Source organism: Burkholderia sp. AU30198, from assembly GCF_020419825.1.
Classification (GTDB): Bacteria; Pseudomonadota; Gammaproteobacteria; order Burkholderiales; family Burkholderiaceae; genus Burkholderia.
The window spans coordinates 378,306-392,384 of the sequence record NZ_JAIZSA010000002.1 but is presented as its reverse complement, the minus strand read 5'-3'; the positions used below and the strand labels follow the sequence as shown (position 1 = coordinate 392,384).

Genomic DNA, 14,079 nt, shown 5'->3' with positions numbered 1-14,079 from the left:
GCGCTTCGCGGCAGTGGCGCGATCGACAAGTTCCGGTAACATCGCGCCATGCACAATCATCTCGTCGTCGCGCTCGCCTACGATCGCCTCTGCACGTTCGAATTCGGCTGCGTGGTCGAACTGTTCGCGCTCGAACGCCCCGAGCTCGGGGTCGACTGGTATCGCTTCGCGGTCTGCGCGAGCGAGCCGGGGCCCGTGCGCGCGGCGGGCGGCATCACGGTCGCCGCGCCGTACCGGCTCGCGACGCTCGATCGCGCCGATACCATCGTGATTCCCGGCTGGCGCGATCCGGACGAACTGCCGCCGGAGCCGTTGCTGAAGAAACTGCGGGCCGCGCATCGCCGCGGCGCGCGGCTCTGCTCGATCTGCTCGGGCGTGTTCGTGCTGGCGGCGGCCGGCGTGCTCGATGGCCTCACGGTGACGACCCACTGGCGCTATGCGGAGAAACTGCAGGCGCGCTATCCGGCGCTGCACGTGAATCCCGATGCGCTTTACGTCGATGAAGGGCAGGTGATCACCTCGGCCGGATCGGCGGCGGGGCTCGACATGCTGCTGCATCTCGTGCGCCGCGATCACGGCGGCGCGATCGCGAACCGGGTCGCGCAGCGCCTCGTGCTGCCGCCGCATCGCGACGGCGGCCAGGCGCAGTTCGTGTCGCGCCCGGTTGCGCCGGGCGGCACCGACCGGCTCGCGAAGCTGATCGACTGGATGCGCGCGCACGCGGCCGAGCCGCATACGCTCGCATCGCTCGCCGCGCAGGCCGCGATGAGCACGCGCACGCTGCAGCGTCAGTTCGCGGACGCGACGGGAATGTCGCCGCTCGCGTGGCTGATTCGCGAACGCGTGAACGTCGCGAAGGACCTGCTCGAAGCGCATCCCGCGCTGTCGCTCGCGCAGGTCGCGGCGCGCGCGGGGTTCGGTTCCGAGGAATCGCTGCGCCGGCATTTCCGGCGCGTCGCGGCGACGAGCCCGGCCGCGTACCGGCGCGGGATGGATCGTGACGTAAGATTGCAGGACGCTTGAGCGCCGTGCATCCGCACGGTGGCGGCTTTCGTACCCGGTGGCGCATCGCCTGACCGGGGCATTCCGGACGAAAGCGGAATCAAACAACAACATGACACTCAGAGAGAACCTCGGCTTCGGCTTCATGCGCGATGACGCGCACGTGTATTGCCATGACGAACCGTTGCGGGACCGCGACGGCAACCTCATCGAAGGCATCGTGATCGACGGCTTCCGGCCGTTGTCCCAGTATCTGGCGACGGACGGCGTGCGCGCCTACGCGCGCACGTTCACGTGGTTGCGCTTCACCGTGCTCGACGTCGACGCCGCGACGTTTCGACGGCTGGACGAATCGCATGCCGTCGACGCGAACCATGTCTACTTCCAGAACCGCAAGCTGGCCGGCGCGTCGCCTGCGCGCTTCCGGTTGCTGAACGATGCATGGGGGCACGACGACCGCTACCTGTATCACTACGGCAAGCGCAAGCGCGGCGCGGATCCCGCGACGCTGCGGTGGGTCGGCGCGTATCTGGTCGATGCGCAGCGGGTCTGGTATGGCGGGCGGGAACTCGAAGGCGCCGATGCGGCGAGCTTCGTCAGCGCGGACGACGTGGCGCAGGATCTCGCGACCGACCGTGTGCGGCCGTACCAATACGGGCACGCGGCCGATCCCGGCCCGCGTGAGAAGTGGGAGCGCGACTGGTCGCCGTTTTTTGCCGCGCGTCCCGACTTGCAAGGCTACTGGTGGCACACGCTGGTCGGGCAGGCCATGGCGGATACGCCGGCGCGGGAACTCGGCGGCGGGTATCGGGTAGTCGGCAACCAGGTGTATTTTCAAGACCTGCCGCTGCTCGAACCGGATGCTGCGACGGTCCGGTGGCTCGGCGATTCGTTCATCGCCGACCGGTCGCGACTCTACTCGTACGCGGAGTATCACACCGGCTTTCTCGACGGCGGCCCGCTTCCGGGCGATCCTGCGCGGTGGCGACATCTGTCCGGGCCGTGGTATCAGGCCGGCGACCATTGCTTTCGGAAGCAGTGGCACGGTCATGCGGAAGCCGCGAAGGTCGACGGCAAGACATTCGAAGTCCTGAACGATACCTACGCGAAGGATCGCAATGGCGTGCTGTGCATGCTGGTGCGCAAGCGTGGCATCGATCCCGCCCGGATCGAAACCGTCGGCGACGACTACCTGCGCGATGGCGGCCGGTTGTTCTATTTCGGCAAGGAAGTGAAGGCCCGGTTCGATGCCGCGACCGCCGAAGTCGTCGGGCCCGACTTCCTGCGCGACGGGCAGGGGCGGTTGCTGCAGGGCAACCAGCCGTATCGGCGCGGTGTCGATGGCGCGACGCTCGCGTTCCTCTCCGAGTATTTCGCCCGGGACCGTGCGCGGGTCTACGTCTATTACCACGGTGCCGAACTCGTGCCGCTGCCGGGCGTCGATCCGGCCGGCTTTCACCTCGAGCAGCCGGATATCGGCACGGACGGCCGCCGCCGCTATGTGTATCAGGCATGGCTTGCTGCGTGGCGCGTGCGGCACCGGGCGCCGATGCCCGACTACGTGCCGCCGGATTACGTGGCGCCCGAAGCGGGCGCGCAGGTCGCTGCCGGCCCGGCGCCCGAATCGGTATCGGCGCATGCGTCGTCGCAAGCGCCGCTCGCCGGGACGGTTGCGGCTCGTCACGCGTGCGTGCTCGAATGGACGCGCGACGCGACGGGTGAGCTGCGCCTCGTCGTGGCCGGCGAAGGATTCTGCGACATCTGGGATCTGGCGCAGCGACGGGTGGTCGCGTCGTTCGAACTGCCGCGTCCGTTCGTGCCGGACGAAGCGGAGGCGACGATCACGGACGGGCTGCGCAACGTGCCGGTGAGCGCATCGGTCGATGCGGCGCTGTCGACGCTGATTGTCGCGTACTGGGACAACACGGCGCTCTACCGGGTCGACGCCGCGAGCGGCGCGGCGGACGTGTGCTGGCGCGCCGAAAGCCGGTACGACGATCTGGAGCGGGTCCACCTGTCGCCCGACGCGCGCGAAGCGTGGGTGCGCATTCGCAACCGGCTCTACCGTGTGCCGCTCACCGACGGCGGCACGCTCGACGTGCTCGATTACGACATGGCCGACCAGCGCTTCCAGGATGCGCCGTTCGCGGTGAGCGCCGGCCGGCGTCGCCGTGCGTTCGCACGGGACGCGGCGTTGACGGTGCGTACGGAGGGCGAAGCCGATTGGGAATGGCCGGGGGCGGACAACGGCTTCCCTTGCGCGTTTTCCGACGACGGCGCCCGCGTGCTGACGCGCGATGCGAGATTCGTGTTGCGCGAGTTCGAGGTCGGCAGCGGCAAGCGGCTCGCGTTGTATCGCGGCGGCTGGTGCGAGCGCCAGTGGTTCAAGAGCCAGGCCGGCTGGCTCGACGGGCGTCCAGTGTTTGCCGGCCTGCCGAAGGGCGGGCGCGGCGTGGTCGATATCTGGGATGCGCTCGACGACCGGCTGCTGTTTCGCATCGAGGCCGCCGCGTGCGTACCCGAGCCGGACGCGGGCTGACGCGGGCTGACGCGGTCGCGGCGATGTTTTCCGGCGTTTATGGAATGAACGTCGGGAGATTCTGCGGGCCATGCAACCGGCCGGCGCGATCGCGCCGTGGTGCGGCGAACGCAATGGCAGGCCCGATGATGCGGTCAGGGGCGTCGTTGACCGAAGAGGCGAGACGCACCCGGCCTCTTCGCAAGACCGCCTTGTAACGTGCTTTTTTTGTGACATTCGCTACTTCTCCAAGGACGATTCCGATGACGATGCTGCCTTCCCGTTTGCCGCTGATCCAGGCCCCGATGGTCGGTTCGCTGAGCCCGCTTGCGATCGCGGTGTGCGAAGCCGGCGGGCTCGGCTCGCTCGCGTGCGCGGCGCTTGGCCCGCAGCAACTGCGCGACGAGATCGCGGCGATCCGCGCCCGCACGCCCGCACCGTTCAACGTGAACTTCTTCTGCCATACGCCGCCGGCGCCCGACGCCGAGGTCGATGCGCGCTGGCGTGCTGCGCTCGCCGGCTACTACGCGGAAGCCGCGCTCGATCCGGCCGACGTGAAGGGCGGCCCCGGCCGCGCGCCATTCGACGATGCGATGTGCGCGGTTGTCGAGGAATTGCGGCCGGCAGTCGTGAGCTTCCATTTCGGGTTGCCGGACGACACGCTGCTCGATCGCGTGCGGCGCACGGGCGCGCAGGTCGTGTCGTCCGCGACGACCGTCGAGGAGGCGCGCTGGCTGGATGCGCGCGGCGTCAACGCGATCGTCGCGCAGGGCGCGGAGGCCGGCGGTCATCGGGGGATGTTCCTGACCGACGACATTCACGCGCAACCGGGCCTGTTCGCGTTGCTGCCGCAGATCGTCGATGCAGTGCGCGCACCGGTGATCGCGGCCGGCGCGATCGCCGACGGGCGGGGCATCGCGGCTGCGTTCGCGCTCGGCGCGCGCGCGGTGCAGATCGGCACCGGCTACCTGCTGACGCCGCAGGCCGGCCGCTCGGCGCAGCATCGCGCGGCGGTGCGTGCCGCGCGCGACGACGGCACGCGCATGACCAACCTGTACACGGGCCGCCCCGCGCGCGGGCTGCTGACCCGCTTCATGCGCGAGCAGGGGCCGATGAGCGCGCTCGCGCCGGCGTTTCCGCTCGCGACGGCCGCGGTCGATCCGCTGCGCGGTGCGTTCGAGCGGCAAGGCCGTGACGACTTCTCGCTGCTGTGGTCGGGCGAGGCTGCGGCGCTCGCGCGTGAGGAGGAGGCGGGCGAACTGACGCGGCAGCTGTGGCGCGACGCGCTGGCGTGCGCGGCAGGGCTGCGCGACGCGTTCCCGCAGGCGGTCTGAACGACCGGGAAGGGGGCGCCGGCGCGGGTGCATCGGCGTATGATCTGGGTTTTCGTCAGCCCGATCCAGGCACCCCCACCATGACCTCCGTCGACACTACCCCCGTCCTCGACCATGACAAGCTCGTTACCTTCATCGAGCGCAAGTGGAACGATGAAATCCTCCACGCGCTGACCGACTACATCGCGATCCCCGCGAAGAGCCCCGCATTCGACCCCGACTGGGCGAAGCGCGGCTATCTCGAGCGGGTGGTCACCGATGCCGCGCAGTGGGCCGAGCGGCAACCCGTGAAGGGCCTGAAGCTCGAGATCGTGCGCTTGGCCGGCCGCACGCCGGTGATCTTCTTCGAATCGCCCGCCACGCGTTCGGGCAGCACCGACACGATCCTGCTGTACGGCCACCTCGACAAGCAGCCCGAATTCGACGGCTGGCGCGCGGACCTCGGCCCGTGGACGCCGAAGTACGAGAACGGCAAGCTGTACGGCCGCGGCGGCGCGGACGACGGCTATGCGATCTACGCGAGCCTCGCCGCGCTCGGCGCGCTCGACGAGCAGGGCATCGAGCGGCCGCGCTGCGTCGGCCTGATCGAGACCTGCGAGGAATCGGGCAGCTACGACCTGCTGCCGTACGTCGACGCGCTGCGCGACCGGCTCGGCCAGGTGTCGCTCGTCGTGTGCCTCGATTCGGGCGCCGGCAACTACGACCAGATGTGGCTCACCACGTCGCTGCGCGGGCTCGTGTCCGGCGACCTGCAGGTCGAGGTGCTCGAGGAAGGCGTGCACTCGGGCGTGTTCGGCGGCATCGCGCCGTCGAGCTTCCGCGTGATGCGCCAGCTGTTCGAGCGCCTCGAAGACGCGAAGAACGGCAACCTGCTGCCGGGCGTGTTCCATTGCGAGATTCCCGACAGCCGCGTGCGCGAAGCCGACGCGGCCGCGTCGATCCTCGGCGACGCCGTGTGGAAGGGGCTGCCGTGGGCGTGCGGCGCGGACGGCAAGCCGGTGCTGCCGACTACGACCGATCCGCGCGAGGCGCTGTTGAATTCGACGTGGCGTCCGTCGCTATCGGTCACCGGCGCGGCCGGCCTGCCGGCGCTCGCCGATGCGGGCAACGTGCTGCGTCCGCGCACCGCGTTCAAGCTGTCGCTGCGCCTGCCGCCGCTCGTCGACGCCGCGCAGGCCGTGCAGCAGCTGAAGGAACTGCTCGAACTCGATCCGCCGTACAACGCGAAGGTCACGTTCAAGCCGGACGCGGGTGCCGCGACCGGCTGGAGCGCACCGGATCTCGCGCCGTGGCTCGCGTCGTCGCTCGATGCGGCGTCGCGCCGCCACTTCGGCGCCGACTGCGCGTACATGGGCCTCGGCGGCACGATCCCGCTGATGAATGTGCTGCAGGAAGGTTTCCCGTCCGCGCAGTTCATGGTGTGCGGCGTGCTCGGGCCGAAGTCGAACGCGCACGGCCCGAACGAGTTCCTGCATGTGCCGTACGCGAAGAAGCTGACGGCGGCGGTCGCGGACGTGATCGCAACCGCGCGCTGAGCGTGACAACTGCCCAACCCGACCTGACGGAGCCTTGCCGATGACCGCACTGCCGACGCCCGATACCGAACCGCTGCGCATGCGCGCCGAACCGCTGCATGCGTTCGTCGCGGCACTCTGGGAACGGGCGGGCAGCAGCGAGCGCGAGGCAAGACTCGTTGCCGATCATCTTGTCGGCGCGAATCTCGCGGGCCACGATTCGCACGGGATCGGGATGATTCCGAACTACGTCGCGTCGTGGCGGGAAGGGCAGTTGCAGTTGAACGGGCACGCGTCGATCGTCCGCGACGGCGGTGCGGTGCTGACGATCGATGGCGGGTGCGGCTTCGGCCAGGTGATCGCGTTCGAGGCGATGGTCGAGGGGATCGAGCGCGCACGACGCATGGGCATCTGCGCGATCGGGCTGCGCGACGTGCATCACCTTGGTCGCATCGGGCACTGGGCCGAGCAGTGCGCGCGCTCGGGGCTCGTGTCGTTCCACTTCGTCAACGTGCCGGGCGACCTGCTGGTCGCGCCGCTGCACGGCACCGATCCGCGCTTCGGCACGAACCCGTTCTGCGCCGCGTATCCGCGTGCGGGCAGACCGCCGCTGCTGCTCGATTTCGCGACGAGCGCGATCGCGTACGGCAAGACGCGCGTCGCGTACAACCAGGGCAAGCGCGTGCCGGCCGGGTCGCTGATCGACCATCACGGCCAGCCGACCGACGATCCGGCCGTGATGCACGAGCAGCCGTTCGGCGCGCTGCTGCCGTTCGGGCTGCACAAAGGCTATGCGCTGGCGGCGATGTGCGAGATTTTCGGCGGCGCGCTCGTCGGCGGGCATACGACCTACGGCGACACGCTGCAGAAGACGAGCGCGATCGTCAACGGGATGCTGTCGGTGCTGATCGATCCGAACGCGTTCGATGCGGCCGATGCCGAGCGCGAAGCCGATGCGTTCGTCGCATGGGCGAAGGCGTCGCCGCAGGCCGGCGACGCGCCGGTGCAGGTGCCGGGCGAGCCGGAAGAGGCCAGCCGCGCGGCGCGCGGTGCCGGCGGCATTCCGGTCGACCGCGCGACGTGGCGGCAGATTTGCGAGAGCGCGGCGGCGGTCGGCTTCGACGACGCGGCGCTCGATGCGTGGACGCAGCGCTGCACGGGGCGCGCATGAGCTGGCAGTCGGAGAAGGCGCACGGCGAGGAGATCGCGTATCAGCTCGCGCCGCTCGGCAACGTCACGGTCGTGCGGTTCTTCAGCGGTGCGGCGATGCGGCTCGACGGCGTGATGTTCGGCTTCATGTCGCGCGGGTCGCTGTTCCTGCGCGTCGACGACGTGAACCGTCCGGCGTTCGTTGCGGCGGGGATGGGGTCGTTCTCGTACGAGCGGCCCACGCGCACGGTTTCGCTCGACGGCTATTACGAAACGCCGGCCGACGTGCTCGAGGACGCCGGCGCGTTGTTCGACTGGTGCCGCAGCGCGTATCGCGCGGCGTTGCTGGCGGGGCCGCCGAAGCGCAAGGCGAGGGCGGTGGCGAAGCCGGTGGCGGAAGGGAAGGCGGCGGGGACGCGGATTGGGAAACCGGCAGCGAAGCCAGCGGCGAAACCGGCAACAAAACCGGCGGCGAAGCCAGCGGTGAAACTGGCAGCGAAACCAGTGGCGAAACCAGTGGCGAAACCAGTGGCGAAACCAGTGGCGAAACCAGTGGCGAAACCAGTGGCCAAACCAGCGGCCAAACCAGCGGCCAAACCAGCGGCCAAACCAGCGGCCAAACCAGCGGCCAAACCAGCGGCCAAACCAGTGGCGAAACCGGCAGCAAAACCGGCAGCAAAACCGGCAACGAAACCGGCAGCAAAGTCGCCAGCGAAACCGATAGCAAAGCCGGCACCGAAACCACCGGTGAAACGCAAGCAAACTTGATACCGATCGAGCGAAGCGACAGCTTCGCGCATTTCGTTTTCCTTTCTTTCGATCTCGAACGCCGGCCGATTCGCATCGCGCGCGGCGCGTGACACCCGGCGGCGCGCCCGCACCGGTGTGCAAAACCCTCCTGCTTGCCGCACCGCACATCCCTCGTGCTTCACAACGGCGGCCTCGGCGTTTATGATCGGCGCGGGTTGCGCCCGTGCCTGGCGCGACCCGCGCCGGCCTCGCCGCCGGCCCCGCGAACGGCGCATCGTACGCCGTGCGGAACGCTTCCCCATTCATCATTCCAGACGGAGACAGCCGATGCTCGTCCTGATTCTCGGTTTAGCGATCTTCCTCGGTGTGCACTCGATCCGGATCGTCGCGGACGGCTGGCGGTCGGCGACGATTGCGCGGATCGGCGAGAAACGCTGGAAGGGCCCCTATGCGATCGCGTCGATCATCGGTTTCGTGCTGATCATCTGGGGGTACGGCATGGCGCGCCAGGGCGCGACGCTGCTGTGGGTGTCGCCCATCGGCGTGCGCCACCTCACCGGCATGCTGACCGCGATCGCCTTCGTGCTGATCGCGGCCTCCTACGTGCCCGGCAACCGCATCAAGACGCTTGTCGGCCATCCGATGGTGGCCGGCGTGGCGGTGTGGGCGATCGCGCACCTGCTCGCGAACGGCACGCTGCACGCCGTCGTGCTGTTCGGTGCCTTCTTCGTGTGGTCGCTCGTCGATTTCGTCGTGTGGCGCGCGCGTGACCGCCGCGATGGCGTCCGCTATCCGGCGGGCAAGCTGTCGGGCGACGCCGTGGCGATCGTGGCCGGGCTCGTCGTGTGGGCCGTCTTCGCGCTGTTCCTGCACGGCTGGCTGATCGGCGTGCGGCCGTTCGGCTGAGCGGCCGAGAGGTTGATCGATTGAGCGATTGAGCGATTGAGCGGCGGCCGGCCGGCGCGCCGCTCGCTCGCCGAGGGCAACGGTCAGCGCAGCTTCGCGCCGGCCGTGTCCCCGAGTTGTGCCGGTTTGCGGCGCAGGAAATACGCCGCGACGATCGCCAGCGCCGTCAAAACCGTGAACCAGAACTGGAAGCGCGAATCCGGGTTGAACGCCTGCGAGCCGAGCACGGCGACCAGCGCCAGCAGCGCGACCCAGTTCGACACCGGATAAAACCACGCGCGGAACGCCTGCGGATCGCGTGGTGCGTGCTTCTCCTGTCGGCGCATCGCGAAGTGCGCGACGATGATGAAGATCCACACGATCATCACGAACGCGCCGCTGCTCTTCGCGAGCATCAGGAACAGGTCGCCGCCGCTCACGAAGTGAATGCCGAGGATCGACACGCAGATCGCCAGGCACAGCACGAGCGCGTTCATCGGCACGCCTTTCGCGTTGGTCCGGCCGAACATCGCGGGCGCGTGGCCGCGCTGGCTGAGCGAGAACAGCATGCGCGAGTTCGAGAACAGGAACGAATTCATCACCGACATGAACGACACGAACAGCACGAGCTTCATCGCGATGGCCGCGCTCGTGAAGCCTGCCATGTTGAACAGCGACACGTACGGCGATTTCAGGTTGGCCTTGTCCGTCCACGGCATGCACAGGATCAGGATCGACACCGAGCCGACGTAGAACACCATCACGCGCACGATCACGCTCTTAATCGCGCGGATCACGTTCTTGCTCGGGTTTTCGGATTCACCCGCCGCAACGGCCGCGATTTCGCTGCCGCCGAGCGAGAAGATCACGACCATCACGCCGGCGAGCACGGGAGAAATGCCGTTCGGCATGAAACCGCCGTGATCCGTGAGATTCACGAGCCCCGGTGCGGGAATGCGCGGCTGGAAGCCGAGCAGGATCGATGCGCCGAGTGCCATGAAGATGATGATCGTCGTGACCTTCGCGAACGACAGCCAGTATTCGGCTTCGCCGAACGATCGCACCGAGTATGCGTTGCTCGCGATCAGCGTGACGAGCATGAACAGCGCGCCGCCCCACACGGGCAGCCACGGCAGGAAATCGTGGAGGATCGCACCGAGCAGGATCGCCTCGACGGTGATCGTCATCATCGACTTGAACCAGTACAGCCAGCCGACCGCGAAGCCGGCCCATTCGCCGAGATAGCTGCTCGCGTAGGTGGAGAACGACCCGCTGTCGGGATTGCGGGAGGCCATTTCGCCGAGCATGAACATGACCAGCGTGACGATCACGCCGCCGATCAGGTACGACAGGATCGCCGCAGGGCCGGCGGTCGCGATGATGGCGCCGGAGCCGACGAACAGGCCCGCGCCGATCACGCCGCCAAGCGCGATCATCGTGATGTGCCGTTGCTTGAGGCTTTGCCTCAACGAGTTGTTCTGCATCTCCTACCTCTAGTTATTGTTGGCCTGTCGGCCGGGAACGCATCGGGCGGCGTGTCGGCAGGCGTGCTGCCGCCGCAAAGGGCGTCGATGGCGAGGGAGCGTGTGTGACGCGATGTGCCGGACCGCCGGCGGTGAATCGGAATGGCGGCCGCGAGGTGCCGGTCGGTGCCCGCGAGAGGGCGATGACGACGGCAACTCCGGATTGTGGGCGGACACCGCCGTCACGGCAAACGAGATATGCGAAAGACGTCTTGCGGTTTGCTCATCAATTGCCGCAGCGGTAGCGGCAAGGGGCGTGCATCAGATCGGCTTGACGAACAACCCGACGGTCAGCACTGCGCCGATGCAGACGATCCCGATCCGCAGGATGCGTTCGTTCACGCGTTGCAGCGCCCACGTGCCGAGCAGCCCGCCGACGATCGCGCCGCCGCCGAGTGCCAATGCCGAGCCCCAGTGCAGATGCGGCGACGTCAGGAACAGCACGACGGCCGATGCGTTCATCACGCCCGCGAGCGCGTTCTTCGTCGACATCGCGTGGCGCGGCGACAGGCCGGCCATCGTCAGCACGGCCATCATCAGGAAGCCGAGCCCGCCGCCGAAGTAGCCGCCGTAGATCGCGATCATGAACTGCGAGATCGCAGCGGGGACGGTGCCGAGGTGGCCCGTGCCTTCGCTTGGCTTGCGGAAAAAGCTGCCCCACGCGAACACGACCGTCGCGAACAGCACGAGCCACGGCACGAGGCGCGAGAAGATCGACGACGGAGTTTTCAGCAACAGCAGCCCGCCGAGCGCACCGCCGACCACGCTGATGAAGAACAGTGTGCGAAACGACAGCTTGCCCACGCCGCGCACCATGTTGCGGCTCGCCCAGCCGGTCGTGACCTGCGCGGGAAACAGCGCGACCGTCGACGTGATGTTCGCCGCGAGCGGCGACATGCCCGACACGATCAGAGCGGGCAGCGTGACGAACGAGCCGCCGCCCGCGAGGGCGTTCTGCAGTCCGGCCCACAGGCCGGCGACGATGACGAGAGTGAGCATGGGGTGCAACGGGCGAGGTGGCGAGCCCCGCTTGCCGGAAGCGGGCAGGCGCGGTGGAGGCCCGATGATAATGCAGATCGCGATGGTCGGAAGCCGGCGCGGGTGCACGGCCGCGCGAGCGACGTCATGGGTGCAACGTCACGCGTGCGGCGGCGTGCCGGCTTCCGGCGTGGCGGTGCCGCTTTCGACGTCCGGATAGACGATCGAGCCGTCGGGCCGGACGACCGCGCCCGCCGTGAGGCGCGCGGGTTCCACGCGATTGCGGCCCATGATGTGCAGCACCGTTTCGCCGCGTGCGATCAGGTAGTCGGACACGATGCGCCGGTGGCAGCGCCACCATACCGCTTCCGAACACATGATCGCGCAGCGCTGCCGATGCCCGTCTGCGATCAGCCGGTCGAGGCCGTCGCGAAACCCGGGTGACAGCGCGTAATCGGCGTAGCGGTGAAAGCTCTGGTTGGTCCAGAAATCGTTGACGTCGTCGGGCACGTCGTGCGACTTGCCGCGCAGGCCGCCGAGCTCGGCGATGTGCACGTAGGCGATGCCGGTTGCAGCCAGTGCGTCCGGCAGCGTCGCTTCGTTGAATTGCGGATGGGTGCGCGAGCGTGTCATCTTGCGGATATCCGCGAGCAGCGCGATATCGACCGCGTCGAGCATTCCGACGAATTCGTCGAGCGTGCGGTTCGAGTGGCCGATCGTGTAGAACGGGAGCGTCATGCGTCGTCCTTGTCCGCGATGCGCTCGAGCACGCGGCCGCGGTGCGCGGCGATGTGGTCGGTGCGGTCGCTCTTGATCTCGTACTGCGGATCGTCGGGCGACGCACGATGGCGGTGGCCCTTGTAGTCGAAATCCGCGGTGTGGATCGCGATGATCGTGCCGGTCACGTAGCCGGCCTCCGAATTCCAGCGGACGTGGTCGCCCAGCCTGAATGGCGTCGTCATGCCGGCTTACCTCCTTGCGCGGTTGCGGTGTGCGTCGATCCTCGCGGCGCGTGTCGTCGTGCTGTGGGAATGACGTGTCCATTATCGTCCGCGACCGTCCGCGGAAAAAGACACAGACGGCCGCGCGATGCTGTGCTGCCTGCGCAATGAGTCCGGCGCACTCAAGTTGCGCGATTGGGGGAAATGCCCCGGTCGGTGAAGTCGCGGACGGAGATCGACGGAATCGACGACGCAATCGGCTGCCGGGCCGGGCTGGGTCGGCGACGGATGACGCGGTGGCTGGATCAAGCGCCCTTCAGGACGACATTGCTGCGCGGGATGCCCATGATCCGGTCGCCGATGTTCATTCCCCATTCGGTCATGCCGATGCCTTGATGCAATTGTCCGGCCTGCCACCGCGACAGCGCCTCATCGATGCCGGCATCCGCGGAATGCAGCGCCTGGGCCAACGCCAATGCGTTGGCGGCTGCCTTGGCGGTGCTGCCCGCGGTATGAGGGCGCGGCACAAAGGCGGCGTCGCCCAGCAGGATCGCGCGACCGTACACCATCTGCTTCACCTGCAGATCCAGGATGGCCTGGACGAACGGTTCCCGGGTCGCTTCAACCAACGTCTGGAAAGTCGGCGCGAGAAGTTCCTTCGACGCCTGTGTCAGGCGAGCGAGGTCTTCGTCCTTCGGTGCGCCCGGAGGCAGCGAGAACGAATGGCGAATCCCCGAGCGGTCGGTCAGCAGAGCCGTGAGCGCTTCGCCATGGGCAACCTTCCGGTACCACACCCAGTTCCAGCGTCGCTGACCTTTCCGAGTCGAAAGGTCTTCGCCCGGGACAAGATATTCGAGCATCAGGTGACCGGGGCCTTGCTGGAAGGCAAAGGTTCCGTCGAGAACCTCCGCGGCGCTTGCCGGGAGCGCCGTTTCAGGCACGAGACCACGCCACGCGACATATCCGGCGTAATTGGGTGAAAGGCCGGCAGAGACCTGCTCGCGGACTGCGGAGCGTGCGCCGTCGGCGCCGACGAGCAGATCGCCGGTTTCAACGCGGCCGCTGGCGAAGTAGGCAGTAATCCGGTCGCCGTTCTGTTCGAAGCGGATGAAGTGCTCGCCCGGATGAAAGACCTGCGCGGGCAGGTGCGCCTTCATCGTGCCGTAGAGCATGTTCCACGACGTTTGGGTCTGCGGCATGAAGCTGCGCTGAATGACACGATCGGCGCGGTCCAGATAGATGCGGTCGCCCGACTGCACGCCGAGCGCGGTGCCCGTCTGAATGCCGGCGAAATGAAACGCCGACAGGACGTCGGCCTGCAACACGATTCCGCCGCCTCGGCTGTCCAGTTCATTCGGGGAGCGCTCGAAGATGTCGATGTCCCAACCCGCGGCTTGCAGCGTCGTTGCAGTAAAGAGCCCGCCGAGCGAGCCGCCGATGATCAGTGCGCGAGGCCTGTTTTTTGTGGGGGCGACCATGAATCTC

Annotated in this window: 12 protein-coding genes and 1 pseudogene; 8 read left to right on the top strand and 5 right to left on the bottom strand. The window is 68.0% G+C overall.

Annotated elements, in window-relative coordinates; genetic code table 11:
• The first annotated feature begins 48 nt into the window (after window positions 1-48).
• The 8 genes and pseudogenes from ftrA (at window position 49) to LGN19_RS07355 (ending at window position 9,173) form a co-directional block, all read left to right on the top strand.
• Window positions 49-1,023, top strand: coding sequence for a transcriptional regulator FtrA (gene ftrA / locus LGN19_RS07390; RefSeq protein WP_226213746.1), 975 nt, complete (start codon window positions 49-51; stop codon window positions 1,021-1,023).
• A gap of 91 nt (window positions 1,024-1,114) precedes the next feature.
• A complete protein-coding gene (locus LGN19_RS07385; RefSeq protein WP_226213744.1) occupies window positions 1,115-3,541 on the top strand; it encodes a DKNYY domain-containing protein in 2,427 nt (808 codons plus the stop codon).
• A 242-nt stretch (window positions 3,542-3,783) separates the two neighbouring features.
• Window positions 3,784-4,854, top strand: a complete 1,071-nt coding sequence (locus LGN19_RS07380) for an NAD(P)H-dependent flavin oxidoreductase (RefSeq protein ID WP_226213743.1) — start codon at window positions 3,784-3,786, stop codon at window positions 4,852-4,854.
• An 80-nt stretch (window positions 4,855-4,934) separates the two neighbouring features.
• Window positions 4,935-6,389 carry a M20 family metallopeptidase gene (locus tag LGN19_RS07375; RefSeq protein ID WP_226213740.1) on the top strand — a complete coding sequence of 485 codons (1,455 nt, stop codon included), beginning with the start codon at window positions 4,935-4,937 and terminating at the stop codon, window positions 6,387-6,389.
• Between the two features lie 40 nt (window positions 6,390-6,429).
• Window positions 6,430-7,539, top strand: coding sequence for a malate/lactate/ureidoglycolate dehydrogenase (locus tag LGN19_RS07370; RefSeq protein ID WP_226213738.1), 1,110 nt, complete (start codon window positions 6,430-6,432; stop codon window positions 7,537-7,539).
• Window positions 7,536-7,799, top strand: a pseudogene (locus LGN19_RS39755) (TfoX/Sxy family protein); the annotation flags it as partial. The gene LGN19_RS07370 and the pseudogene LGN19_RS39755, both read left to right, overlap by 4 nt.
• 35 nt (window positions 7,800-7,834) lie before the next feature.
• Entirely contained in the window at window positions 7,835-8,377 is a 543-nt protein-coding gene (locus LGN19_RS07360) for a hypothetical protein (protein ID WP_226214046.1), read from the top strand.
• 217 nt (window positions 8,378-8,594) lie between these two features.
• Window positions 8,595-9,173, top strand: coding sequence for an NnrU family protein (locus LGN19_RS07355; protein WP_226213737.1), 579 nt, complete (start codon window positions 8,595-8,597; stop codon window positions 9,171-9,173).
• Window positions 9,174-9,256: 83 nt separating this feature from the next.
• Here the strand turns inward: LGN19_RS07355 and LGN19_RS07350 are convergent, their stop codons facing one another.
• From LGN19_RS07350 to LGN19_RS07330, 5 genes are all read right to left on the bottom strand, one after another.
• On the bottom strand, window positions 9,257-10,636 hold the full coding sequence (locus LGN19_RS07350; protein WP_122947691.1) for an amino acid permease: 1,380 nt from the start codon (window positions 10,634-10,636) through the stop codon (window positions 9,257-9,259).
• Window positions 10,637-10,936: 300 nt separating this feature from the next.
• Window positions 10,937-11,674, bottom strand: a complete 738-nt coding sequence (locus LGN19_RS07345) for a sulfite exporter TauE/SafE family protein (protein WP_122947690.1) — start codon at window positions 11,672-11,674, stop codon at window positions 10,937-10,939.
• Between the two features lie 138 nt (window positions 11,675-11,812).
• Window positions 11,813-12,391 (bottom strand): DUF488 family protein, encoded by a 579-nt coding sequence (locus LGN19_RS07340; protein WP_226213736.1) that lies wholly within the window; start codon window positions 12,389-12,391, stop codon window positions 11,813-11,815.
• Window positions 12,388-12,615: a DUF2945 domain-containing protein gene (locus LGN19_RS07335; RefSeq protein WP_122947688.1), complete on the bottom strand. Its 228-nt coding sequence runs from the start codon at window positions 12,613-12,615 to the stop codon at window positions 12,388-12,390. The genes LGN19_RS07340 and LGN19_RS07335 overlap by 4 nt, the downstream gene beginning before the upstream one ends.
• 284 nt (window positions 12,616-12,899) lie before the next feature.
• Window positions 12,900-14,072 (bottom strand): FAD binding domain-containing protein, encoded by a 1,173-nt coding sequence (locus LGN19_RS07330; RefSeq protein ID WP_226213735.1) that lies wholly within the window; start codon window positions 14,070-14,072, stop codon window positions 12,900-12,902.
• Between the last annotated feature and the right edge of the window lie 7 nt (window positions 14,073-14,079).

Bases quoted from the DNA above. Each gene is read 5' to 3' on its own strand.
- LGN19_RS07380 (WP_226213743.1), top strand. From the start codon at position 3,784: ATGACGATGCTGCCTTCCCGTTTGCCGCTGATCCAGGCCCCGATGGTC.
- LGN19_RS07370 (WP_226213738.1), top strand. From the start codon at position 6,430: ATGACCGCACTGCCGACGCCCGATACCGAACCGCTGCGCATGCGCGCC.
- LGN19_RS07355 (WP_226213737.1), top strand. From the start codon at position 8,595: ATGCTCGTCCTGATTCTCGGTTTAGCGATCTTCCTCGGTGTGCACTCG.
- LGN19_RS07335 (WP_122947688.1), bottom strand. From the start codon at position 12,615: ATGACGACGCCATTCAGGCTGGGCGACCACGTCCGCTGGAATTCGGAG.
- LGN19_RS07340 (WP_226213736.1), bottom strand. From the start codon at position 12,391: ATGACGCTCCCGTTCTACACGATCGGCCACTCGAACCGCACGCTCGAC.
- LGN19_RS07385 (WP_226213744.1), top strand. From the start codon at position 1,115: ATGACACTCAGAGAGAACCTCGGCTTCGGCTTCATGCGCGATGACGCG.
- LGN19_RS07345 (WP_122947690.1), bottom strand. From the start codon at position 11,674: ATGCTCACTCTCGTCATCGTCGCCGGCCTGTGGGCCGGACTGCAGAAC.
- ftrA (WP_226213746.1), top strand. From the start codon at position 49: ATGCACAATCATCTCGTCGTCGCGCTCGCCTACGATCGCCTCTGCACG.
- LGN19_RS07330 (WP_226213735.1), bottom strand. From the start codon at position 14,072: ATGGTCGCCCCCACAAAAAACAGGCCTCGCGCACTGATCATCGGCGGC.
- LGN19_RS07375 (WP_226213740.1), top strand. From the start codon at position 4,935: ATGACCTCCGTCGACACTACCCCCGTCCTCGACCATGACAAGCTCGTT.
- LGN19_RS07350 (WP_122947691.1), bottom strand. From the start codon at position 10,636: ATGCAGAACAACTCGTTGAGGCAAAGCCTCAAGCAACGGCACATCACG.